21 protein-coding genes and 1 other RNA gene are annotated in these 22,917 nt (G+C 47.3%); 11 read left to right on the top strand and 11 right to left on the bottom strand.

Translation table 11 applies throughout. From position 1 onward, the window contains the following. Nucleotides 1–481: 481 nt before the first annotated feature. Nucleotides 482–3,160 carry an autotransporter outer membrane beta-barrel domain-containing protein gene (locus AYY16_RS12750; protein WP_067367069.1) on the top strand — a complete coding sequence of 893 codons (2,679 nt, stop codon included), beginning with the start codon at nucleotides 482–484 and terminating at the stop codon, nucleotides 3,158–3,160. A 65-nt stretch (nucleotides 3,161–3,225) separates the two neighbouring features. Here the strand turns inward: AYY16_RS12750 and AYY16_RS12745 are convergent, their stop codons facing one another. The 3 genes from AYY16_RS12745 to AYY16_RS12735 form a co-directional block, all read right to left on the bottom strand. Then, nucleotides 3,226–4,542: a sodium-dependent transporter gene (locus AYY16_RS12745; RefSeq protein WP_067367067.1), complete on the bottom strand. Its 1,317-nt coding sequence runs from the start codon at nucleotides 4,540–4,542 to the stop codon at nucleotides 3,226–3,228. 426 nt (nucleotides 4,543–4,968) lie between these two features. After that, on the bottom strand, nucleotides 4,969–5,163 hold the full coding sequence (locus AYY16_RS12740; RefSeq protein ID WP_067367064.1) for a hypothetical protein: 195 nt from the start codon (nucleotides 5,161–5,163) through the stop codon (nucleotides 4,969–4,971). Nucleotides 5,164–5,584: 421 nt separating this feature from the next. Next, on the bottom strand, nucleotides 5,585–7,294 hold the full coding sequence (locus AYY16_RS12735) for a pyridoxal phosphate-dependent decarboxylase family protein (protein WP_067367062.1): 1,710 nt from the start codon (nucleotides 7,292–7,294) through the stop codon (nucleotides 5,585–5,587). 959 nt (nucleotides 7,295–8,253) lie between these two features. Here AYY16_RS12735 and AYY16_RS12730 point away from each other — a divergent pair. The 5 genes from AYY16_RS12730 (at nucleotide 8,254) to AYY16_RS12710 (ending at nucleotide 10,843) form a co-directional block, all read left to right on the top strand. After that, nucleotides 8,254–8,937, top strand: a complete 684-nt coding sequence (locus AYY16_RS12730) for a DedA family protein (RefSeq protein ID WP_067367061.1) — start codon at nucleotides 8,254–8,256, stop codon at nucleotides 8,935–8,937. A gap of 313 nt (nucleotides 8,938–9,250) precedes the next feature. Continuing rightward, a complete protein-coding gene (locus AYY16_RS12725) occupies nucleotides 9,251–9,553 on the top strand; it encodes an ElaB/YgaM/YqjD family protein (RefSeq protein WP_067367058.1) in 303 nt (100 codons plus the stop codon). Nucleotides 9,554–9,556: 3 nt separating this feature from the next. Beyond that, on the top strand, nucleotides 9,557–9,967 hold the full coding sequence (locus AYY16_RS12720) for a phage holin family protein (protein ID WP_067367055.1): 411 nt from the start codon (nucleotides 9,557–9,559) through the stop codon (nucleotides 9,965–9,967). Continuing rightward, nucleotides 9,964–10,269, top strand: coding sequence for a YqjK-like family protein (locus AYY16_RS12715; protein ID WP_067367052.1), 306 nt, complete (start codon nucleotides 9,964–9,966; stop codon nucleotides 10,267–10,269). Before AYY16_RS12720 ends, AYY16_RS12715 begins: the two co-directional genes overlap by 4 nt. Nucleotides 10,270–10,456: 187 nt before the next feature. Beyond that, nucleotides 10,457–10,843: a DoxX family protein gene (locus AYY16_RS12710; RefSeq protein ID WP_067367046.1), complete on the top strand. Its 387-nt coding sequence runs from the start codon at nucleotides 10,457–10,459 to the stop codon at nucleotides 10,841–10,843. A 219-nt stretch (nucleotides 10,844–11,062) separates the two neighbouring features. Here the strand turns inward: AYY16_RS12710 and AYY16_RS12705 are convergent, their stop codons facing one another. From AYY16_RS12705 to AYY16_RS12695, 3 genes are all read right to left on the bottom strand, one after another. Then, entirely contained in the window at nucleotides 11,063–11,323 is a 261-nt protein-coding gene (locus AYY16_RS12705; RefSeq protein ID WP_156665002.1) for a hypothetical protein, read from the bottom strand. Between the two features lie 55 nt (nucleotides 11,324–11,378). Beyond that, the gene (locus AYY16_RS12700) at nucleotides 11,379–11,774 is read right to left on the bottom strand and encodes a glycosyltransferase family 25 protein (RefSeq protein ID WP_067367037.1); all 396 of its coding nucleotides are present in this window, start codon (nucleotides 11,772–11,774) and stop codon (nucleotides 11,379–11,381) included. Between the two features lie 217 nt (nucleotides 11,775–11,991). After that, nucleotides 11,992–12,888 carry a LysR family transcriptional regulator gene (locus tag AYY16_RS12695; protein WP_067367314.1) on the bottom strand — a complete coding sequence of 299 codons (897 nt, stop codon included), beginning with the start codon at nucleotides 12,886–12,888 and terminating at the stop codon, nucleotides 11,992–11,994. Between the two features lie 108 nt (nucleotides 12,889–12,996). On the opposite strand from AYY16_RS12695, the gene AYY16_RS12690 reads away from it, so the two are divergent. Continuing rightward, nucleotides 12,997–13,695: a pirin family protein gene (locus AYY16_RS12690; protein ID WP_067367033.1), complete on the top strand. Its 699-nt coding sequence runs from the start codon at nucleotides 12,997–12,999 to the stop codon at nucleotides 13,693–13,695. Between the two features lie 52 nt (nucleotides 13,696–13,747). Here the strand turns inward: AYY16_RS12690 and rnpB are convergent. Both rnpB and rsmI read right to left on the bottom strand, forming a co-directional pair. Then, nucleotides 13,748–14,119: RNase P RNA component class A (rnpB, locus tag AYY16_RS12685), an RNA gene on the bottom strand. Between the two features lie 76 nt (nucleotides 14,120–14,195). Then, complete coding sequence (rsmI, locus tag AYY16_RS12680) at nucleotides 14,196–15,068, bottom strand: 16S rRNA (cytidine(1402)-2'-O)-methyltransferase (protein WP_067367030.1); 873 nt, start codon at nucleotides 15,066–15,068, stop codon at nucleotides 14,196–14,198. 60 nt (nucleotides 15,069–15,128) lie between these two features. Here rsmI and AYY16_RS12675 point away from each other — a divergent pair, with 60 nt between their 5' ends. The 4 genes from AYY16_RS12675 to dolP all read left to right on the top strand — a co-directional run bounded on the left by AYY16_RS12675 (nucleotide 15,129) and on the right by dolP (nucleotide 18,652). Beyond that, entirely contained in the window at nucleotides 15,129–16,931 is a 1,803-nt protein-coding gene (locus AYY16_RS12675) for a penicillin-binding protein activator (RefSeq protein ID WP_067367311.1), read from the top strand. A gap of 78 nt (nucleotides 16,932–17,009) precedes the next feature. After that, nucleotides 17,010–17,372 carry a YraN family protein gene (locus tag AYY16_RS12670; RefSeq protein ID WP_067367027.1) on the top strand — a complete coding sequence of 121 codons (363 nt, stop codon included), beginning with the start codon at nucleotides 17,010–17,012 and terminating at the stop codon, nucleotides 17,370–17,372. 107 nt (nucleotides 17,373–17,479) lie between these two features. Then, nucleotides 17,480–18,070 carry a DnaA initiator-associating protein DiaA gene (gene diaA, locus AYY16_RS12665; protein WP_067367024.1) on the top strand — a complete coding sequence of 197 codons (591 nt, stop codon included), beginning with the start codon at nucleotides 17,480–17,482 and terminating at the stop codon, nucleotides 18,068–18,070. Nucleotides 18,071–18,079: 9 nt separating this feature from the next. Continuing rightward, nucleotides 18,080–18,652, top strand: coding sequence for a division/outer membrane stress-associated lipid-binding lipoprotein (gene dolP / locus AYY16_RS12660; RefSeq protein WP_067367022.1), 573 nt, complete (start codon nucleotides 18,080–18,082; stop codon nucleotides 18,650–18,652). 250 nt (nucleotides 18,653–18,902) lie between these two features. Here the strand turns inward: dolP and mtgA are convergent, their stop codons facing one another. The 3 genes from mtgA to arcB all read right to left on the bottom strand — a co-directional run bounded on the left by mtgA (nucleotide 18,903) and on the right by arcB (nucleotide 22,811). After that, nucleotides 18,903–19,613 (bottom strand): monofunctional biosynthetic peptidoglycan transglycosylase, encoded by a 711-nt coding sequence (gene mtgA, locus AYY16_RS12655; protein WP_082970720.1) that lies wholly within the window; start codon nucleotides 19,611–19,613, stop codon nucleotides 18,903–18,905. A gap of 15 nt (nucleotides 19,614–19,628) precedes the next feature. Further along, complete coding sequence (elbB, locus tag AYY16_RS12650; RefSeq protein ID WP_067367015.1) at nucleotides 19,629–20,282, bottom strand: isoprenoid biosynthesis glyoxalase ElbB; 654 nt, start codon at nucleotides 20,280–20,282, stop codon at nucleotides 19,629–19,631. 240 nt (nucleotides 20,283–20,522) lie between these two features. Further along, nucleotides 20,523–22,811 (bottom strand): aerobic respiration two-component sensor histidine kinase ArcB, encoded by a 2,289-nt coding sequence (arcB, locus tag AYY16_RS12645; protein ID WP_396673031.1) that lies wholly within the window; start codon nucleotides 22,809–22,811, stop codon nucleotides 20,523–20,525. Nucleotides 22,812–22,917: the final 106 nt, after the last annotated feature.

The following is a 22,917-nucleotide window of genomic DNA, read 5'->3' as shown; positions in this document are numbered from 1 at the left end:
TTTTCTTAAAAAAACAGAAATGACATACAACAAAAAAAAAGAATATATCGCCATGAAATACATTATTGGCGATTAATAATCTCGCTACACCCATAAATCAAACATTGTGTTGTGTATATGTTATTAATTAACATATAATTATAATGTTTATTAAATGCTTTATATCTCATCCTTAAATAACAAATCACTAAAATACTCGTTTTATATTCATGCAGAAATCTATTTAAATTAAATTAAATTTAAAACTATTAATTTTATAATTTGTTGGATTTACGACACATTGACTTGCCATAACGTAAAATTTAAGATTTACACCCGTGATAAGTATTTATATGTACCAAGTACACTTGCGTTATCTGCTGAGCAGATGGCGACCTCCGGTTCATTCCATCTCCGAAAAAACAGGCAATGTGATGAAATTAAAAAAAATTGTCGTTCCTGATACTCTCAGTAACCGGCATAGCGTATTCTTCTGTGGGTATTGCTGATACCGCACCTCCCGCCACCATCCCCCCCGGAACCGATCCCTGAATTTAAGTTCAGTGATGAATCACTGCGTATTGAGCAGATTAAAAAGGGTGGCAGCTATACGAATGCTGACAGTGATGCACTGAAAGCGACTGAAACAAATAAAGGCGTTACGATTAAGGGTTCGAAATTTCTGACTGAAATTGATATGGCGTATCCTTCATCAGTCAAACCAACAGTGAATTTCACCGACGATACCCACCTTATCGGCACAACCCTCGACCACGCCTCTTTCCGGTTGGGCGACTCATACCGCGGAACCGCGTTTGATGACAGCAGCGTGATAAATATTACGCTCAGGGGTATTGATGCAAACAATACCGGGAACCTGCAACTGCATAACGGAACAAAGTCCTATAACACCACGGTTGATGCATGGGGTGTTATGGAGTTACGGACGGCATCAGATAAAGAAAAAGTACAGGCGTATAACACGCAGGTGAAAACCAACGGGAAACTGACGGTCAGCTACAATGCCTATGCTGAAAATAACCTGATTGACGGCGGTGAACTCTATATCCCCATAAAATCAGATGATGCGGTTGTAAAAAATACCCTTATCCGTAATGGCGGCACTTATACGGTAGACGCCGGGACCGCCATTAATAATTATATTACCGGAGCAGGCAGTTACCAGTCAGTATCAGGACTGGCGCTGAATAACTACATATATGACGGCGGCTACCAGATGGTTTATGTCAATGACAAAACCGGCGCCAAAAATACCACTATTTATGACGGTGGTACCCAAAGAATAAAATCAGGGACTGCGGAAGATACGGTGATTTATGGTGAGCAAATCATCACAAACCACAGCGGTGACTGGGAAAACGGACAATGGGTTCCGGATAATGATCCTGACGAAACCTGGGGCGATAAACCAACCGCTGAAAACACACAAGTTATGGCGGGCGGCACACAAACAGTCGGTCTGAACGGCAAGGCAGAAAATACCACTATTTATAAAGAGGGTATTCAGCTTGTGCAAAAATATGCAGAAGCCGCAGCAACATTGGTCGATGGCGGAACTCAGCATGTACAGGCATACGGCAGTACCGAAAATACCACCATCCAAAATGGCGGGCGTAGTACCCTGGATGACGGGGCATATTCACTGGGTACACTGACTGTTGAGAATGGTTCTCTGATTCTGGGCGCAGGCAGTGATCACACTCTGAACGGTGTTCTCAGTAAAGGCGCATACGCTGAACAGGTTAATCTGAAGAATGATAAGTCATTCATATACATAAGTCAGAATGAAGCATCTCCTGAGTCGATAGCGACTATCAATAAACTGACCAACAACGGCGTAACAGTATTCGGTGATATGACCGGAAATAACACTAATAATTACAGTCAGTTAAATATCAATGAGCTCAGCGGTAACGGATTATTTGTGATGAACACCGGTCTGGCTGACGGCAAAGGTGATTTTCTCAATATCACTGACTCGGTCAGCGGTAATCACGGTGTCCGTGTGATGGACTCAGGTAAAGCGCTGGTCAGCAATACAACTGATCCATACCGTTATCATCTGATCCATGCAGCAGGCAGTCAGAACGATACCTTCGCCCTGACCAATAAAAGCGTTGATTTAGGTGCTTACAAATACTATCTGGTTCAGGATAAAAATACGGCAGATGAATGGTATCTTTCCCCTGTAAAAGAGACAAAACCTGTTGATCCGGAAGTACCGGTAAAACCTGTTGATCCGGTCCGCCCTGAAATTACTGATCCGGCGAAAACCGCTCTGATGATTGCCAACGCCATTCCGACTGTCTGGAAAGGCGAATTAAGCACATTGCGCGCCCGCCTGGGTGAATTACGTAATGATTCGCAGGTTAATCTCGGGGTCTGGTCAAAAGCCACTACTGCCCGCCATAATATCAATAATAATGAGGTTGCTTACCGCCACGATATGAATGGTATCGTCGCCGGGGGTGACAAAATGACAGAGTTTGAAAGCGGTAAACTCTGGACCGGGGTACTCGCCGGTTACAGCCACTCCTCACTCGACATGGCTAAAAACGACGGTAAAATAGACAGTTACAGTCTGGGTGTTTATTCAACCTTCCGCCACAATTCCGGGATTTATGTGGATGGCGTGGTGAAAGCCAACCATTTCCGCAGCACTTATGATGCCCGTTTCAATGACGGAAAAACATCGGCTGACAGTAATACAAACGGCGTTGGTTTCTCCGTTGAAGCCGGTAAATACTTTGAAAAAGATGATTACTTTATTGAGCCTTACGTTATGGTGTCCGCCTTCCGGGGACAGGGTGCAAATTACCGCTACAGTAATGGTATGAGTATCAAAGCGGATGCTGCCAAATCGTTCAGTGGTGAACTGGGTGCAACTTTAGGTAAAAATTTCATACTGGAAAACGGCGCGCAGATCAAACCTTATATCCGTGTGGCGGTTAACCATGAGTTTGCCAAAAACGGTGAGGTTGAGCTTAATAAAGAAACCAAACGGACAAATGATATGTCCGGCACCACAGGGAAATACGGTGTTGGTATTGATGCAAAACTCAATGATAAATGGGCTGTTTACGGTGAATTTAACTACGCAAAAAGCAGTAAACAGGAAACCCCTTACAGTGGTTTGGTCGGCGTAAACTACCGGTTCTGATACACCGGTTCTGTCAAACCAAAAGCGGCAGGGAGAATTTCCTGCCGCTTTTTTTTATTCTTCTGTCAGCCAATCAGACCATGTACCAGGATCACACCAATACAAATCGGCCCCACATAGCGCCACACCAACAATAAGCTCTGACGTTTCAGACCGGTAATGTTGTCAGGGATCAGCGCATTCGCCTTACGTGACCAGCCGAAAATCAGACAGACCGCAATACCGAACAACGGCATCAGAATATTCGATGTCAGGTAATCCAGCAGATCAAACACCGTTTTTCCGCCGAAAGTGACATCACTCAGCGGTCCGAATGATAAAGACACCGGAATTCCCATCAGCATAATCGATGCTGTTACCACCAGACCCGCCCTGCGGCGCGTCCACTGAAAACGCATCTGAACATATGCCACAATGTGCTCCAGCAATGAAATTGCGGAAGTCAGCGCCGCCATCAGTAATAAAACAAAGAAAGTGACCGCCAGAACAGAGCCACCGGGTAAGTGGGCGAAATAAACCGGCATAGTCATAAAGGTCAGACCGGGACCTGCATCCGGCGCTAAACCGGCGGCAGACAATGCAGGGAATATCATCAGACCTGCCAGCACACATACCATGCAGGAGAGAATAACCACCCACATACTTGAGTTTGCAATACCTTTATTATCAGATAAATAGGCGCTGTAGGTAATATGAATACCCAGCCCTATTGAGAGCGAGAAAAAAGCCAGCCCCAGTGCATCCAATACCCCTTTCCCGGTCAGTTTGCTGAAATCAGGATACAAAAATAATTTCAGTCCGGCAGACGAACCCGGCAAGCTGATACCAATGATAATCAATGCAATCATGATGATAAATAACAGCGGCATCATTATCTTAACCGATTTTTCCAGCCCGCGCTGTACACCCGCCAGCACCACAAAACAGGTCAGACCGGCAAAGGTGAGATGAGCAATAACCGGCCACCAGGGATCACTGATAAAGCGGGTGAATATACCGGTCAGTTCTGCGCTGTCCGTGATATTCAGTTTACCGGTCGCCGCCATCACCGTATAACCAATGGTCCAGCCCCCGACCACACTGTAAAAGCTGTAAATACACCATGAGCTGAATACACCGATAACGCCAATCCATGCCCAGTGGCGTCCCATCATTTGTTTAAATGCATTAACGGCTTCAGCCCGCGTACTGCTGCCTAAAATATTTTCAGCCAGTAAGACGGCAAGACCAATAACAAAACTGAATAACAGAAAAACGATCAGAAAGGCGCCACCGCCGTTAGATGCGGCAACATAAGAGAATTTCCAGATAGCACCGATGCCGATAGCAGAGCCGGCGGCGGCTAAAATATGCCCGAAGCGGGATGTCCATTGCTGACTCATGCGGCCTCCTTCTGTGTCATCTGAGTGACTGAGGCGGCGGCAGAACAATCATTCTGCGGTGAAATGGTACTGATAATAATCCTTGCCGTGTAACCAAACATCATAGGAACTCCCTTAAAAAAACAGTTCCACCAGCAGGTTACACATACAAAAAAAGCCACCTTGCTGGTGGCTTGTGAAGAAAAACAAATAAACGCAGCCACCTAACTGAGTAGTAGGTTTAGGCTTAGCAGATGGTTAATGATTGCGTTCATGGTTTTACTCTTCATTGTCAAAATCAGTTTTAATTGCGCCGCGATACATAGATTAATCGTATAGTTACCGCGATGCTCTTTTTCTTTTATAACATAAAAAAAAAATTAAAAAAAACAAAAAAAAAGTCGCATATCTGTCTATGCGACCTGTGCGACTTTTACTGAAACTAATTTAGCGTCTGCCGCCCAGAGTAAACGTTCTGATAATCGCGACACCTCCGCCGATAATAAAGGGACCGATACCAATGCCTGTACCTATACCGACCCCGACAATCACTTTAGTACCCGAACTGTGCTCATTCGCTGCAATTACCTGATTGTTTGCGCCACTTACCATTGCCACTTCTGCGTTAGAAAGCTGTTTCATAATGTGTATCCTTCTAATGTAAATTGTGTGGTTTTTTTCATGTTGTTAACGTTTTGGCTAACACAAAGCTAACATCAACAAAAATATCTCACAATATAATTTCGCCAAAAGAAGAATAATTAGGTAATAAAACCACACGCAGAGTGAATTAACACTATCTATATAGTGTCTGTAAAATAGCTGAAAAAAAAGAATAAAATTAAGATGTAATAAATTGAATAATAAGAATTATTATTCAATTGAAAGCGGCGGACTTTCCGCCACTTTCAATTTCATAAAACAATCGTTTGATTATATACCCAACGTCATTCAAGTTGCAGGCAGGCGGCAAGGGAAGATAGACGGGGAGCATACATTAGTATGTGACCCGGCTAGCTGAGCCGCAGCCAACGAACCTGTAGTTTGAATGAATAAGAGTATACTATTCGGCACTCATGGCTCTGAGCATATCAACAAAAGCATCAATATGATGACGCTGTGTTACCGGGTTCATAAACACCGCTTTCTCTCCCGGAATATACGCAAACCGGTTATGTTCTGCATAGGTTGAGCAGGCGATTGAATCCACCCAGTTAGTATACAGGCCGGATTTGCCACGTTTCAGGAACAGATCACGATGCCAGTGACTGTTACGTACCATCATGTCATAGGCTGTTTTATCACTGGCGCAGGTCAGTTCATGCGCAAACATGGCCTGTGGATCTGTCACCAGTTTTGGTGAATAGAGACGGAACCCGACACTCGGCCCCTGGTTTTCCGGCACCATAACGCAGGCATTACCCATTGATAACAAGTGATTGCGCAGATAATTCGCATTTTGCAGACAGTGCGCAATAATCGTCTGATATCCTTCAACACCCAGATAGTGCAACCCGGCGTACGCGCCGAAGATCCCGACACCACTGCGGCTGCATTCGATAGTGGATTGCAGGTGCGTCTGTCCTTCCAGCGAGTGTTCAAAATAAGTAAAGTTTTCCGGATCGTTTTCCAGCGCTTTGAAATCATCGCCATCACGAACCATCACGAGGCTTGAGGTATAAGGCACATATCCCCATTTGTGGAAGTCGATCGTAATAGAATCTGCATATTTAAGCTGTTTAAATTTCTCTACATTATGGCGAAGCCCGGTCAGTGTGGCATCATTAATGGCCAGCGGGTTCGTCGCAAAGTCATAATCAATAAAGAAGATAATCGGCCAGCCAACTGCGGCATCCACATGAATATGTGGCTTATCGGCAATTTCAAACTCTTCACATAAGCGGTTACGCAGATCATGAACCTGTTTGATTTCATCAACACCAAAGGTATCTGTTGTGCCGGCAGTCAGCAAAATAACCGGGACTTTACAGTGAACCGTATAACAGGCGCGGATTTGCTGCTCAAGATCAGCAAGGTCAATCGTATTATCTGATGCGACACGGATGCGGATGGTTTTATTTTGAATATCCACACCCAGTAAAGACAGGTTAGTGATATTAGAGTAGTGCCCGCCCTGCGAGTTGATAATGCGGAAATCCTGATCAACAGACATCCCCAGATGTTTGGACTGTTTAAGTGATTTACGGATCCCGAAAAGATACCCGTACAGGTTACACATAGTCCCGCCCTGGGTGAACAAACCGGAGGCTTTGTCCGCATCATAACCTATCAGATTCGCTATTTTTCTGACCACGGTTTTTTCCATGGTATCTGCCACACCTGAGTATTCGCAGTACACCATATTCGGATTTCCCAGTAACCCGAGCATTGAGCCATAGATTGCCGGATCCGATGGCATGGCAATAACATTTTCAACCGCAAGCGGATTTTCCCAGTTTTTACACAGCGCTGATGCAAATACCAGTAAATCATCCTGCCCTTCTCCCGGACGGATAACGTTCTGACGAATATGTGAATCATCTGCCAGACGGGAAAATAGTTCAGCACCTTTCGGATAGCGGCCTATTTGCTGAACATCCGCCTGTGTGGTTTGCCGGAATTCGGTAATAGCCTGAATTTGCGGGTGATTTAAAATTGGCCATTTGCCGGGATCCCGGCTGAAGAAATCGCTGATGACATTTTGATACTTAACTTCAAACTCGTTATTGAGTACATTCGCAGAAGCGGACGTGATGCGTTCTGATTGATCCACAATTAGCTCCAAAATAGTAAATTACACAAGAGTAATACCGCTATTTTGCGCCAAATTAGTTGCATTTCAAATGATCAGCAAATAATCAATATCGTGAAAAATTATAAAATAAACGTTTAAATTCATCTGGTTGAAATGGATTCCGCAATGTGATTAATTTTAATAATTTTTGAATTATGACGCCATGATCACAATTTATTACCCTAAAAAAAAACAATAAACTTAGTTTTTAAGTTTCAAAAACACCACAAAACCCAGAACAATATTCCACAAAAAGAGGGGTTATACAAATTATTAACACAGCATGGCACTTTGGTCACAACTATTAATAACTTAACCTAATTAATTCATTTTGGTTATTACCTGATTTATCCTGCATAACCCCCGGTATTTTGCCGGTTTGCGAATAATCATCAGAGTACTGATCCTGACATAACATAAAATATGTCCGGAAAAATAAAACATCTCCAATTCTGTTAATGATTGCCGATTTAGCTCTTTTGCCACTTCAGTGACAAATAATTGAATAACACTATGATTTTTAAAATTAAAATATAAAAATAATTTTTATGTGATTATTTTTCACTCAATTGTTATATATTCATGATACCTCTGACAGCCAATTACACCCGCCATTAAAACAGATGATTTAAATGCAATAGCCCCGGAAAAGTCTTTCATTAACAGCAGCTTTGATTAAAAATGGCACTTTCATCGCAGAACTTATTGATTTAACAACAGATATAAACTGAAAAATAAAAATCTCACCTTAATATCATCTTACGTTATCCGGAAAAAATTCACTGTCTCCGTTACCCCTAATTTGCTAAAGTGACCCGGTCTTGCAACACGTATATCAGGGGTTACCTGCCGCAAACATCATTACAGATGTTCTGTGGTTCTTTACCTGAACACACCCGATCGACGAAATAGGCCTACTTCAGTTTTAGGAATACTTGATGGAAACAATGCAGCAACTCTTTTTTGCACTTTGGCATCAGGATTATGTGACCCTGTCAAACCCATCTCTGTTATGGGCTATCTATATTATGCTGTTCGCCATCCTTTTTCTGGAAAATGGCCTGCTTCCTGCCGCCTTCTTACCCGGTGACAGCCTGCTCATCCTGGTCGGGGTATTAATCGCAAAAGATACGCTGGATTTTCCGACGACATTGATTGTTCTTACCGCCGGTGCCAGCCTGGGTTGCTGGGTCGGGTATCTGCAGGGGCGCTGGCTCAGTAATACGCGTATGGTACAAGGCTGGCTGTCACATTTGCCGCCTCATTATCACCAGCGCGCACACGGGTTATTTCACCGTCATGGTCTTGCCGCGCTGTTAGTCGGCCGCTTTCTTGCCTTTATCCGTACATTACTGCCGATGCTGGCGGGGATTGCGGGTCTGAGTTCCCGTCGTTTCCAGTTTTTTAACTGGCTGAGTGGTTTTCTCTGGGTCGGAATTTTAACCTCTCTCGGGTATTGCCTGGGCATCAGTCCGCTTTTCCGCAAGTATGAGCATTATCTGATGAATATTCTGATGATTATCCCGGTTGTCCTATTAGTCTGCGGGTTAATTGCCAGCCTGTGGGTTGTCTGGAGACGCAAGCGGACAAAAAATACCGATACGGATATCACCCCGCAATAAATCCTTTCCCGGTCTGTCGCTGAAATTGCGTAGACCGGGGAATATCATCCCGCAAGCTTTCATTTCCCCGCAGTTTATTCTGAATTAATCGCCCACCGCCTGAAATGTGCAGGACAACGCCGGAAAATACACTATCATTAGACCTCAATTGCACTTATACCCTTATTCATTCAAACTGCAGGTGTGTTGGCTGCACTCAGATCGCTGGGTCACATACTGATGTATGCTCCCCGGCGATCTTCCCTTGCCGCCTTCCTGCATCTTGAATGACGTTGGGTATATAACCTTGGTTACACAATCACAAGGAGTTCCTATGTCACATCATTCAAATGAAGAGTTACGCGCCGAACTGAAATCATTGGCTGATACTCTGGAATCTGTGTTAGGTAATGCAGAAAATAAATCAAAAGAAGAGCTGGATTCACTGAAGAAAAAAGCACAGGCCGCGTTACAGAATTCCCGTGCCCGCCTGACGGAAGGTAAAGAGCAGGTTATCCAGCAAACCAAAGAGATGGCCGGTCGTGCGGATAACTATGTGAAAGAAAATCCATGGACAGGTGTCGGGATCGGCGCTGCTGTGGGTGTCGTGTTAGGCGTTTTACTGACCCGTCGCTGAGTTATGGCTGAATCTGAACGTCCGCAGGGGCCCGGTAAAGGGCTCCTCGACACATTGACGCGCATCGCCACTATTGTGGTCAGCATGGCTGAAACCCGCCTCAGGCTCATTGCCACAGAGCTTGAAGAGGAAAAAGCCAACCTTATCCAGCTGATTTTACTGGCCGGCGTTGCACTGTTGCTGACCGCTTTCGGGCTGATGAGTTTGCTTATCCTGGTCATGTGGGCGGTTGATCCCGTCTATCGTCTGACCGCACTGGCGGTCACGACGGTAGTCTTGCTGGGAGGCGCGCTGATTTTTGCACTGTCCGCTGTCCGCAAAGCCCGTAAATCATCGCTGCTGAGTGCGACCCGCGAACAACTGGCGATTGATAAGCAACTGCTGGAAAAAAAAACAGCAGGAGCAACATCATGAATAAACAGACCCGCGCTGAACGGGCATTACGTAAGCAGGCACTGATTGATACCATCGCTGCACAACGCAGCGATTTATCACAGACCACTGAACATTGGCTGGAAAAGACAGAATCACTGGACAGAACCTGGCAGACAGTGGTGCAACTGCGTCCGCTGGTAATAGCCGGTCTTAGTCTTATCTCTGTATTCTCTGTCCGTCATCCGAAGAAACTGTACCGCTGGGGACAACGCGCCATTGGGTTATGGGGCGTGATACGCACCATACAATCCAATTTACCCCGCAATAAACCTCACAGTTAACCTCTTTCTTTCAAAATCAAAAAATTTGAATTTGTTCATGAAGAATTCTTGCTAACAATCCTTCTCATTCGCACATACTATTAGTCCAACAAAACGTATTGGCATATCGTGCCATTTAAATGAAGAATAAGTGACTCTGCCTGCAGATTTATAAATTCAATATTGTTGAGCTAATAAGGATCTCTCAATGAACAATTACGCTATTTTAATCGCACGTATCATGATGCCTGTTTTATTTATTGTGGCCGGATACGGAAAATTAGGTGATGCTTATGCCGGAACTCAGCAGTATATGCAGGCAATGGGTGTTCCCGGCGCGCTGCTGCCACTGACTATTCTGCTGGAACTCGGCGGCGGGCTGGCAATCTTGTTTGGTTTCTTAACCCGGACAACCGCTGTTTTCACTTTCGGGTTTACTGTGCTGACCGCGCTGCTGTTCCACACTAATTTTGCCGAAGGCGCTAACCAGTTAATGTTTATGAAAAACTTTACTATTGCAGGTGGTTTTCTCCTGCTGGCTGTCACCGGCCCCGGTAAATTCAGTATTGATTATTTATTAAAAAAGAAATGGTAATAACATTCAGGCAAAGCCACACAGCAAAATAATAAAATACCCTTATTCATTCAAACTGCAGGTTCGTTAGCTTCACTACGCCCGCCGGGTCACATACTTATGTATGCTCCCCGTCTGTCTTCCCTTGCCGCCTGCCTGCATCCTGAATGATGTTGGGTATAACATTTTAAGTATCCGCCTGATGGCGGATACTTTTTTTAGTATGAGTAACGCTGTAAGTTATTCTTTATCATGAAACTCAAGTTCTGATAATGGTTTATTAAACAAATACTCATAGTCAGTATATCCTTTCCTTATATTACTTATTCCTTTTGCCTGATAAGCAATACAGGGATATAAACCATACCAGTTATCATCTTTCATAAAATTACACCAGTGTGCATCAATTCCTTTTGATTCATCAGGCACACCCGTTTCACTGATAAGATAAACAGATTCATTAAATATCGACAGCATCTTGTCAGCATAATGCTGATTCACAATATAGGCATTAGCACAGAACGACATCATAAGGTTGAAAAGACAACACTCAGGCTCATGATAATAAACACAAAAATAATTTCCGCCCAGGAGGGCAACATCCCAGTTTTTTTTCTTTCAGGCGGGATAAAAATGTATTAGCTTGTTTGATATGCTCCGGGTCGGTATAAAAATCCGTATCATCTTCAATAACTAATACCGTTCCCCAGCTATTTTCAATCACCATATTCATGACTGCTGCATGAGACTGCGCACAACCGATATACCCCAAATCGGTTTCTATTGCCTCAAAGCGAATAATTTTGTCATACGGGATCTCCATTTCAGTTAATTTAGCCAGAATGTTTTTATTACGATCTGTTCTGTTTTTTAAATTTATATAAATTATCTTTTCAAAAAGATCATGATCTAACGTAAAACTTTCATCTGACATAAACCGGTTGAGATCCACATTGCCTCCTGCATCGGGGATATATAATTTATACCCTTGTTCATTCAAACCGCAGGTTCGTTGGCTGTATCCTGAATGACGTCGGGTATATATATTATATGATGCTAAATAGTATTTTTTTTGTCAATCCGGGTCTGTCTTAATATCTGAACGAAAAAAAAACCTGCCGGAAAATATCCGACAGGTTATTGATTTAGTGTATTTTTTATTATCAGGCTTATTTATTGATAAACAGTTTCGGAATTTCACGCAAACACCAGGCTTTCGCCTCACCCATGCTGTCACGCCGCCATGCCATTATCACATTCGTTTCATGGCTGTATTCCGGTCCGACCACTTTCAGGCGACCTTCCTGAATATCTTTTTCCACCAGCGGATACGGCATGGTTGCCACACCCAGTCCGGCCAGCAGAGCACGGTGTTTATCATCTATTGAACTGACGGTCAGGCGCCGCTGTTTATCCAGCAACAAAACCGTCAGCACCGGGCGCTCACGGGCGGTATCAGCCACCGCTATACCACGGTATTTTACCCGTGTTGTCTCTGATAACGGCTCAGGCTCACGGTGAATAGGGTGATCCGGTGCCGCCACATAGACATTCACCACCGAATAGAGCGGGCGGGAGTTAATTTCAGAAGATGAGCGGAAATGCATATCCGGCGCAATCACGATATCTGCCCGTCCGGCTTCCAGTCTCTCCCAGGAGCCGGCGAGAACTTCTGTCGCCAGCGTCAGTTGTGTGGTGGATTTCAGCGCCAGTTTCTCCACCAGCGGAAACAGGGACGCCGCCGGTATCAGCGCTTCGCAGGCAATAGTCAGATGCGGCTCCCAGCCGCGGGCAAGCGCTTCTGCATCACTGGTCAGCTTCTCAGCGGCTTCCAGCAGTAAACGCCCGCGCTCCAGCAACATCCGCCCGACATTGGTAAATTTTGTCCGGTGTCCGGAGCGATCAAATAATACAACATCCAACTCTTCTTCCAGTTTCTGCATGGTATAGCTCAGGGCGGACGGCACCCGCCCAAGCTCATCAGCCGCTGCGGCAAAACTGCCCCGGCGGTCGATAGCATCCATCACGCGCAATGATTCCAGCGTTAACGCTTTGTCTTTACTCATCATTATCTCAATCAGAAAATTTGAATGTCGCCACCAGATTAACTGGCTAACAATTCGGCGTCCAGCCCTTTATTATTTCAGTATATTTTTCTCAGCAGGCAGACCATCATGATTATACACCGAACCGCAAAACAAGCCGGCTCCGCAGATTATGGCTGGTTGCAGGCAAAATATGCCTTCTCTTTCGGGCACTATTTTGACCCGGAGTTTCTGGGATATGGTCCGCTGAAAGCACTGAATCAGGAAGTTCTGGCACCCGGTGCCGGATTCCAGCCCAAATCCTATCCTGATGTGGATATTGTAAACCTGATCCTGAGAGGGAAACACGACATTCGTGACAATGACGGGCTGTATCTTGAAAATAAACAGGATGAGTGCCGGTTTTTCTCGCCACGCAAGGGCGTCAGTTATACCGAAACCAATCCCTGCGGTGAGTCACCGCTGACCCGTATTCAGATCTGGCTGCGTGCCGTTCCCGGCGCCTCCCGCGGAGGCGCACAGTCACTCACGCTGACATCTGCTCCGGTTCAGCTGATTGCCTCACCGGATGGTGAAAACGGCAGTATTGATTTACAGCAGGGGATCAGGATCTCTCATCTGAATATTCGGGCAGGCGATTCATTCACCCTGCCTCTGTATGGCAGGCGGGCATTTTATCAGTCAATACACGGATGTGTTGTTGCCGGTGACGGGCAGAAGCAGGAAATGGTTGAGTGTGGTGACGGCGCCTTTATTCAGGACAGCCGGGAAGTCACGTTTCACGCACGGACAGATTGCAGGGCGCTTTTGATTGATATCATCGCCTGATTCAGTCCGGCTGAAATGAAAAAACCCCGCGTCAGACGCGGGGTTTTTATAAGTGTGGAGTCAGCCGTTAAGCCGGGTTCTGTCTTGGACAACCATTCCTCTAGGCCAGCACTCGCGCACTGGCTCCAGCAGCCTACCCGGGTTCAGTGCGGGCCGCACCATGTGAACCCCTATTTGGCCTTGCTCCGGGTGGAGTTTACCATGCCACGAACTGTTGCCAGCCGCGCGGTGCGCTCTTACCGCACCCTTTCACCCTTACCTGTGCCCTTGCGGGCCATCGGCGGTTTGCTCTCTGTTGCACTTGTCGTAGGCTCGCGCCTCCCAGACGTTATCTGGCACCCTGCCCTGTGGAGCCCGGACTTTCCTCCCCTCTACCCGTCTCCCGAAGGGACTACGATAAAGCAGCGATTGCCTGGCTGACTCCGGGGCGGATTATAAGCGGCTTTCCTGCCGATGTACAGAATAAGTCCGTCCGGAAAGGCTGAATGACGGGAAATGCATCATTCTTCCGGCGTGTCGCTCTCCAGGGTATAACGATACAGCGCATTTTTCTTCACGCCGTAAATCTCAGCCACAATTGCGGCGGCTTTTTTCGGCGGCAGTTCTTTTTGAATAATCGCCAGCGCGCGCAAAATTTCCGGGCTGAAGTCATCATTCTGAACCGGCTTCGCGCCCTCAACAATCAGGACCATCTCACCTTTACGGCGATTCTCATCTTCCAGAACCCACGCCAGTAATTCGCCGACCGGTTTGCCCTGAATTGACTCCCAGGTCTTTGTCAGCTCCCGCGCCAGCACAACATAGCGCTCAGCGCCCCACACGGTGACCATATCTGCCAGCGTATCCAGAAGACGATGCGTAGATTCATAGAAAATCAGTGTTCTCGGCTCTTCTGCCAGCGCCTGCAATGTGTCCTGACGGCTCTTTGTTTTTGCCGGCAGAAACCCTTCGTAACAAAAACGATCCGACGGCAGACCTGCTGCACTCAGTGCTGTCACCGCAGCGCAGGCGCCGGGCAGCGGGATAACAGTCAGCCCCGCCTCACGGGCACGGCGGACAAGATGATAGCCGGGATCGTTAATTAATGGTGTACCTGCATCGGAGACTAATGCGATACTCGTCCCGGACTGTAATTTGGTAATTAATTGATCTGCTTTATACTGTTCATTATGATCATGCAGCGCAAACAGCCGGTTATTAATCCCGAAATGAGAAAGTAACAAACCGGTATGCCGTGTATCTTCAGCCGCAATCAGATCGACATGCGTAAGAACCTCCAGGGCGCGCGCAGTGATGTCGTTCAGATTGCCGATAGGTGTCGGCACAACATACAGTGTCGCTGCCGCAACCACGGCTCGATTAGGTTGATTCATTGTTTCATCCAGATGATCACATTAGAATTGAGCTTTCAGAAAACTATAACCGGGTACAGTATGTTTTCCTTAACTTTATCGCGTTACCGCAAGCAATTACTTTGTACCGCATTATTTTCAACATTGATTATCTCAGGGTGTACGCTCGATAATCAAACTGCGGGTACAGGTGGCAAAAACCAACCGGAAACGCTGGTTCAGCAATATCAGCGGGTTATCGATGCTGCCGCCGGACAGCCGTCAATGGATGCCGTCCGTGCATTTATCGCTCAGGAGCCACTGCTCACCGACCCGGACGCACACCAGCAAAACATTAACGAAACCTGGCTGATGCTAACACGTTTTTCACCTGATGAGCGCAACAAGGTTCAGATTAACGCCGATGAAACCACGTTGCGTGGCTGGATGGATCTCCTGATCGTCTGGCAGGGCAACCAGCAGGATCAAAAAGCACTGCTTGCCGCCATCGGTGACTGGCAAATCCGTTATCCGGAAAACCCGGCGGCAAAACTTCTGCCGCAGGATTTAATCCAGTCCATGAGCAGCATGTACAATCAGACCGGGAAAAATGCCCGCGTCGCGCTCTTTCTGCCGCTGAGTGGTCAGGCAAAACTGATGGGTGATGCTATCCGTCAGGGCTTTACTGATGCACAAAACGGTGAGGCAAACTTTACCAGCGGCTATCAGCAGACAACAACACAGGCGCCTGCAGGTCAGCCTGCGCTGACAACGGAACCGGTGGCTGCACAAACCACTGTCAGTGCCGCAGATCCGGATAAAGATATCAGCACGCCTGATCAGGCTAATGGTGCGCCATCAAATAATACAGACAGTGACGGCGCAACGGCTGCCAGCCCGGTCGTGGCAGCGGCACAGGAACCTGCCGCAACATCCGCTCCGCAGGCTCAGCCATACAGCGGAGAAGCCCGCAGTGTCACAGACGTAAAAATCTACGACACCGACAGCCAGCCGCTCACAACATTACTGGCACAGGCACAGGCTGATGGCATGGATTTGATTGTCGGGCCATTGTTCAAAGGTGATGTTACGGCTCTCGCATCAAGCAATACACCTCTGAATATTCTTGCGCTCAATGAATTAGACACACCAATTGCCAAGCCGAATGTCTGCTATTTTTCACTCTCACCTGAGGATGAAGCCCGCAATGCCGCGCAGTTTATCCGTCAGGAAAATAAATCCGCACCGCTGGTACTGACGCAGGACAACAGCTTCGGTCGCCGTATTGCGCAAAGCTTTGCTGATGAATGGCAGAAAAACGGCGGCGGCGTTGTGCGCCACCAGACGTTCTCCGGAAATCCCGGCAGTGCAATCCCGCTTTCCGGTGTCCCGGTTATTCCTGCATCACAGCAGACCGCACAGACTGAAGGTCTGGTGAGCCAGCCGGAGCCAGCCGGTGGCGGAGTAGACTCTGTCTATATTATCGCCACATCGGATCAACTGACGTATATTAAACCGATGCTGGAATTTGCCACCAGTGCCCGCGGACGCCCGGCCTTTTATGCCAGCTCCCGCAGCAATAAAGCAGGCACCGGCAAAGATTTTCAGTTTGAGATGGAAGGTCTGAGACTGACTGACATTCCGTTAATTGCAGGTGGTAATCCGCAGTTACTGAGTCAGGTCGCAGGGCGGTTTGGTAATGACTATACCCGCGTCCGGCTGTATGCCATGGGAATGGATGCCTGGCGCCTGGCAAATCAGTACGGGGATATGCAGAGCCATTCCCTGCGCATGAACGGTGCGAGTGGTGACCTCTCCATTACGGATAATTGTACGGTTTACCGCCGGCTTCCGTGGCTTGTCTTTAAGCAGGGCAACATCACACCGCTGGCATCTGCCAACTAAGTTTTATCTGATTTTTGAGGGTGACCGGATGTCACCCCGTTCTGTTTGGCATAATAGATTCACAGGGATGGCGTATTTATGCTTAGATGGCTGACAGGCCGGCAGTACGAACAATCTGCCAGGATCTGGCTGGAGAGTCAGGGACTGACGTTTGTTGCACAAAACGTCCGGTTTCGCCGTGGTGAAATCGATTTAATTATGCAGGATAACGGCACATTGGTATTTACCGAAGTCCGTTACCGCCGCAATGCACTGTATGGCGGTGCTGCGGCCAGTGTCACCAAAACCAAGCAGCGCCGGTTACTGTATGCTGCCGCCTGCTGGTTGTCTAAGCGGCAGCTGAGCATGATGACCTGCGACTGTCGTTTTGACATTTGCGCCATAACCGGTGACCATGTCGAATGGCTGAAAAACGCCTTTGGTCATACTGACTTTTATTAATGTAATATACCCGACGTCGTTCAGGATGCAGGCAGGCTGAGTTCCGCCAACGAACCTGCAATTTGAATGAATAAGGGTATAACCCGTCGCTAATAGCAGGCCCTAACGTGTTAGATAGAATCAAACAGTGTTTTACTGAAAGTATTCAGACTCAGATTGCGGCAGCAGAAGCACTGCCGGATGCCATTTCCCGGGCGGCCATGATGATGGTTCAGTCTTTATTAAATGGCAATAAAATACTCTGTTGCGGAAACGGCGGTTCAGCGGCGACGGCATCACGCTTCGCCACCAGTATGATCCACCGCTTTGAGACTGAACGTCCGAGCTTACCTGCACTGGCGCTGAATACAGATAACGTCGTGATGACGGCGATTGCCGCCAACCGGCAGCAGGATGAGATTTATGCTAAACAAGTCCGGGCTATCGGACAGACAGGTGATGTATTACTGGCCATTTCCACACACGGAAACAGCCGTAATATTATTAAAGCTGTCGAAGCTGCGGTTACCCGCGATATGACTATTGTTGCCCTGACGGGCTACGATGGCGGGGAACTCGCCGGATTACTGGGTCCGCAGGATGTTGAAATCCGCGTGCCGTCACAACGCAGTGTTCGCATACAGGAAGTGCATATGCTGACGGTAAATTGTTTATGTGATTTAATCGACAATACCCTTTTCCCCCATCAGGAAGACTAAGGAGATATTATGAGAATCGTGCCCGTGGCAGCACTTGTCTGTACCGCATTACTGTTACAGGGATGTATCGGCGCAGCTATCGTCGGATCTGCGGCTGTTGCAACCAAGGCCGCCACAGACCCCCGCTCTGTCGGTACACAGGTCGATGACGGCACATTAGAAGCCCGTGTCAGTGGCCAGCTCAATAAAGATAAAGATATCAAACAGGCGCGTATTGTCCCTGTTGCCTATCAGGGAAAAGTCCTGCTGATTGGTCAGGCTGATGATTTGTCTCTGGCGCGGCGCGCAAAAGAAATTGCCGCTAAAGTTGACGGAACCGAAATGGTCTACAACGAAGTCCGTCAGGGAGCCCCTGTCGATTTGGGCACCGCATCAAAAGATGCATGGATAACCACCAAAGTCCGCTCCAAGTTACTGACCAGTGACGCGGTAAAATCGGCTAATATTAAAGTGCTGACTGAAAACGGAGAGATTTTTCTGTTAGGTGTGGTAACGCGTCAGGAAGGCGCTGCCGCGGCAAAAATTGCCAGTGAAACCGACGGCGCGAAGAAAGTCACCACCGCCTTTACCTGGCTCAATTAACCGGGACTTTCAGAAACAGATAAGAAACCTGACCCGCAGTCAGGTTTTTTTTACTCTGCTGTTCCGGTTGCTGTTCCTGCCGGTAAATAACGCATGATGATCTGCATTGATAAAAAAAAACAGGATATATCAATAAATAACGAATACTAAGAGAATTATACCAAACTTACCAATCCCGTTACTCTCATCACTTATACTTATCGTTAAGGCTAAACAATACGAAATAATAAGGGGATTGACTGTATTCCGGTTACTTATCTGTAAGGTTATTTTTCTCCAGGAACCCGGTCCCGCCCAGCAGTTGCATCTGGTGTAAAATCCATTGCTGACGCCCGCGCACATAAGCAGATGGCTTATCCGCGCGCAGACGATGCGGATTAGGTAATACTGCGGCCAGCAGAGCTGCCTGCGCCGCAGTCAAATTTTTGGCACTTTTACGGAAAAAGTGCTGTGATGCCGCTTCCACACCAAAAATCCCCGGTCCGAACTCGGCAATATTGAGATAGACCGTCAGGATCCTGGATTTTGACCAGATAAGTTCCACACCCGGCGTCAGTAACGTTTCCAGCCCCTTACGCGCCCAACTACGTCCGTCCCACAAGAATAGATTTTTCACTGTCTGCTGTGTCAGTGTGGACGCGCCTCTGGATGAATGCCCTTTTTTACTGCTTTGTGAGAGCGCATCGGAAATTGCGTCAAAATCAAATCCGTGATGATCAGGGAAGCGTTGATCTTCTGATGCAATCACTGCCAGCTTCATATAAGGGGAAATGGCACTTTCGCCTGCCCATGTGCTGCGGGCGACATAAGAAAAATTAAATGTTGCCCATGCTGAAACCTGTCTTTCCAGCATCACCATAGAATAGGGAACAGGGAGAAATGCGAACAAAATTATCATTGTTACCCATAACAACATAACAAAAATAACTATTTTCCGCAGAAACCGCAAAATCCTCCCCATAATTTCCCTCACTGATTATCCGGCCATTTGCAGAACTTTCTTAACCAATTTATCAATACCGGTCTGCGCCTGTACAATATTCTCAGCCAGCATATAAGCTGGTGTTGTTACGATTTTATGGGTTTCGTCTACGACGATATTATCCACCGTACAGTTTACATGAATGCCACCCATTTCCGCGATCGCTTCTGCAATAGCGGGATCATCACCAATGGTAAGCTGAACTGATGAATTTACAATTTTCGGGATCATTACCGGTGCGATACACATAAATCCCATCGGTTTGTTTTGTGCCAGCATTTCCCGCGTTAATAATAAAAAATATTTATTAATTTCACAGGCAGATCCTTTTGTGGCGAAATCACATAAATTTTTGGCGGCACCAAATCCTCCGGGGATAATCAGGGCATCAAGCTGCGCTGCATCCGCCTCCGATAACGGACGGATTTGCCCGCGGGAAATCCGTGCGGACTCTTCCAGAATATTACGCTTGTCGTTTTTTTCTTCACCTGAAAGGTGATTAATAACAGTGCGTTGAGGCTCATCCGGTGCAAAGAAATGAACGCAGGCACCGGATTGTGTCAAACTGAGCAGTGAAAGAACGGATTCATGGATCTCGCTACCGTCAAAAACACCACACCCACTTAAAACAATACCAACGGATTTCATATCTGACCCCTTTACAGTAGATTAATCCCTGACCTTTCAGAGACGCAAACACCTATCTTCATCACAGTTTTTAATGAATCTTGTAACAAAAATACTTATCTTTGCTATGTTGATGTCTGTATGATGTAAGAGCCTAATTCATCACTCGCCTAAATAACGATAAATAGTTGAAGCGGGTGAACCAGTTTCCCTGGTGTTGGCGCAGTATTCGCGCACCCCAACTTCGGTTGGGGTTATTTTTTATCTGCGATCAGCCAGCCACTTTCTTAAAATACCCACCTGACTTTCCCAATCATGATTCAGTTCATCAACCCATTCCTGCACATTATCAGCCCATGCCGGTAAATCCGGAGACTGAATCTGCTGAGCAACCTGTCTCAGGTGAACCAATCCGACAGAGCCTGCCGCACCTTTAATTTTGTGCCCTTCTTCCGCAACCCCTTTCTGGTCTTTCGCCACCATATTGGAATTGAGAATTGCCAGATAACCCGGCATCATTTTTTCAAACACATCCAGGCTGTCATGGATAAGCTTGGGTCCGACCAGCTCGATGTACTGGTTCAGCATCTCCAAATCCAGTGACTGCGCATAAACGTCCTCTGCGGCTTCCTGTACAGGTTCAGATGCAGGCAGACCTTCTGTACCATCTCCCCAGAATTTCGCTATGACCTGCGTCAGAGCGCCGACAGCAAGCGGTTTACTCAGTACCTCATCCATCCCGGCGTCCAGATACTCTTTTTTATCTTTGAGCACATTTGCCGTCAGTGCCACCAGCGGCGGCAAATCATCCGGCTGATAACGCCGGTGCAGTTCACGGGCAATATCCAGCCCGCTCATATCCGGTAACTGAATATCCAGCAGGACCAGGTCATATTCTTCAGGAGAGAACATCGCCAGTGCGTCATGACCATTCATGGCGACATCCACGGTATTGCCCAGTTTTTCCAGGACAGAGCGCGCCACCACCACATTCAGCTCAATATCTTCCACCAGCAGAATATTCAGTGCCGGCAGCAGCAGGCCATCATCTTCATCCTCAGCCGACTCTTCCTGCGCGGGTGCGCAAATGGAGAGTGTAAAACAGGAGCCTTTGCCCGGCTCACTGGTCACGGTGATGTCCCCGCCCATTGCCTGTGCCAGACGGCGGGAAACCGCCAGACCAATTCCTGTACCGGTTGCCGGACGCCCGCCTGCACTGTCCGTGACCTGGTAATACATCACAAAGATTTTTTCCAGCTCTTCCTGCGGGATACCTATCCCGGAATCGCGGACCTCAAAATAGAGCATGTCATTTTCTTCACGCCACACTTTTACCGAAATTCCGCCCTTACGGGTAAATTTCACACCATTACCAATCAGATTCCACAGGATCTGGCGCAGACGGGTGCCGTCAGTGAGAAGCACCTGCGGAACAGGCGGAACCAGATCAAGCGTGAACTGCAATCCTTTCGGATGAACCAGCAGCCCGGAGAGATTTTCCAGATCTGAAATAAACTCAGCTGAATTCACCGGTTGGATATCCAGGCGGACATTGCGCCGCTCCAGTTTATCCATATCAATCACATCATTGAAGATATTGCCGAGTGTCACGGCACTGACGTGGATGGTTTTCAGGTAATTTTCCTGCTCCGCGTCCAGTTCCGTATCCAGCAAAATGCGGCTCAGCCCGACAATGCCGTTCAGCGGCGTGCGCAATTCGTGACTGATGGTGGAGATAAACGTGGTTTTTTCACGGCTGGCGTTTTCAATCGCCTCCTGATAATGCTTGCGCTCAGTGATATCACGCCCGAACCCCATCAGACCATGGCGCTTGCCGACACTGTCATAGAACGGCACTTTGCGCAGCTCAAAGCAGGCTTTCCGCCCGTCCGGATACACCAGCCACTGCTCATAAGTGAGAGAGACATTATGGCGGAAGACTTTTTCATCCGTTTCCATCACTTTATCAGCAATTTCAGTCTCATAGATATCACGCGGAGTCAGCCCGCGCAGCAGTTTTTCACTGCGCCCGGTCAGCAGTTCCATCGCGCGGTTACAGCCGGAGAATTCATTTTTTTCGTTGCGGTAGTAAACCAGATCAGGAGAGGCATCCAGAAAAGAGCGCAGCAGAACAGATTGCTGCTCAAACTCCAGCTGGGTCTGCTCGCGGCGGCTCATCTCTTTTTTCAGTTTATCCATCAGGACAACCTGTTCGCCTTCCACTTTTTCGCGCTCAGTGATAACCAGATTCAGTTGACTGATGTTTTCCTTCAACTGCTCATTAAGCTCCAGATCCCGTTTGCGCATCACTTCCAGTTTGCTCACCAGACGCGACAGACGCTGGCGGGATTCCTCCAGTTGCTCCACCACCACAGACATAAAATAAACAGCCCACGGCGTGATAAGCAGCCCGAAGAAAATCGACCGGACAAGATCGATACTCTGCACTTCTCCCTGCAACAGTATCGTGACGGCAATCTGCACCACCATCGCCAGCACCACCAGCCCGGAAGCCAGTAATAACGAGAACCTGACAAGCCCGAGCTTCATCAGTAAATCAACATAATATTGCGCTAAACCGCGTAGCAACTTCATACCTGCTCCACCCGCTGAATAAGGGTTAGTATCATATCGTAAAATGTGCGGATCACCGCGT

It is taken from the genome of Morganella psychrotolerans (genome assembly GCF_001676155.1).
Lineage (GTDB): Bacteria > Pseudomonadota > Gammaproteobacteria > Enterobacterales > Enterobacteriaceae > Morganella > Morganella psychrotolerans.
Note: the sequence above shows the minus strand (reverse complement) of the source record. Positions and strands in the feature narration are given on the sequence as shown.

Bases quoted from the DNA above. Each gene is read 5' to 3' on its own strand.
- arcB (WP_396673031.1), bottom strand. From the start codon at position 22,811: ATGAAGCTCGGGCTTGTCAGGTTCTCGTTATTACTGGCTTCCGGGCTG.
- AYY16_RS12695 (WP_067367314.1), bottom strand. From the start codon at position 12,888: ATGAGTAAAGACAAAGCGTTAACGCTGGAATCATTGCGCGTGATGGAT.
- AYY16_RS12730 (WP_067367061.1), top strand. From the start codon at position 8,254: ATGGAAACAATGCAGCAACTCTTTTTTGCACTTTGGCATCAGGATTAT.
- AYY16_RS12670 (WP_067367027.1), top strand. From the start codon at position 17,010: ATGCTTAGATGGCTGACAGGCCGGCAGTACGAACAATCTGCCAGGATC.
- AYY16_RS12740 (WP_067367064.1), bottom strand. From the start codon at position 5,163: ATGAAACAGCTTTCTAACGCAGAAGTGGCAATGGTAAGTGGCGCAAAC.
- AYY16_RS12710 (WP_067367046.1), top strand. From the start codon at position 10,457: ATGAACAATTACGCTATTTTAATCGCACGTATCATGATGCCTGTTTTA.
- AYY16_RS12715 (WP_067367052.1), top strand. From the start codon at position 9,964: ATGAATAAACAGACCCGCGCTGAACGGGCATTACGTAAGCAGGCACTG.
- AYY16_RS12725 (WP_067367058.1), top strand. From the start codon at position 9,251: ATGTCACATCATTCAAATGAAGAGTTACGCGCCGAACTGAAATCATTG.
- AYY16_RS12690 (WP_067367033.1), top strand. From the start codon at position 12,997: ATGATTATACACCGAACCGCAAAACAAGCCGGCTCCGCAGATTATGGC.
- dolP (WP_067367022.1), top strand. From the start codon at position 18,080: ATGAGAATCGTGCCCGTGGCAGCACTTGTCTGTACCGCATTACTGTTA.
- AYY16_RS12675 (WP_067367311.1), top strand. From the start codon at position 15,129: ATGTTTTCCTTAACTTTATCGCGTTACCGCAAGCAATTACTTTGTACC.
- elbB (WP_067367015.1), bottom strand. From the start codon at position 20,282: ATGAAATCCGTTGGTATTGTTTTAAGTGGGTGTGGTGTTTTTGACGGT.
- AYY16_RS12720 (WP_067367055.1), top strand. From the start codon at position 9,557: ATGGCTGAATCTGAACGTCCGCAGGGGCCCGGTAAAGGGCTCCTCGAC.
- mtgA (WP_082970720.1), bottom strand. From the start codon at position 19,613: ATGGGGAGGATTTTGCGGTTTCTGCGGAAAATAGTTATTTTTGTTATG.
- AYY16_RS12745 (WP_067367067.1), bottom strand. From the start codon at position 4,542: ATGAGTCAGCAATGGACATCCCGCTTCGGGCATATTTTAGCCGCCGCC.
- rsmI (WP_067367030.1), bottom strand. From the start codon at position 15,068: ATGAATCAACCTAATCGAGCCGTGGTTGCGGCAGCGACACTGTATGTT.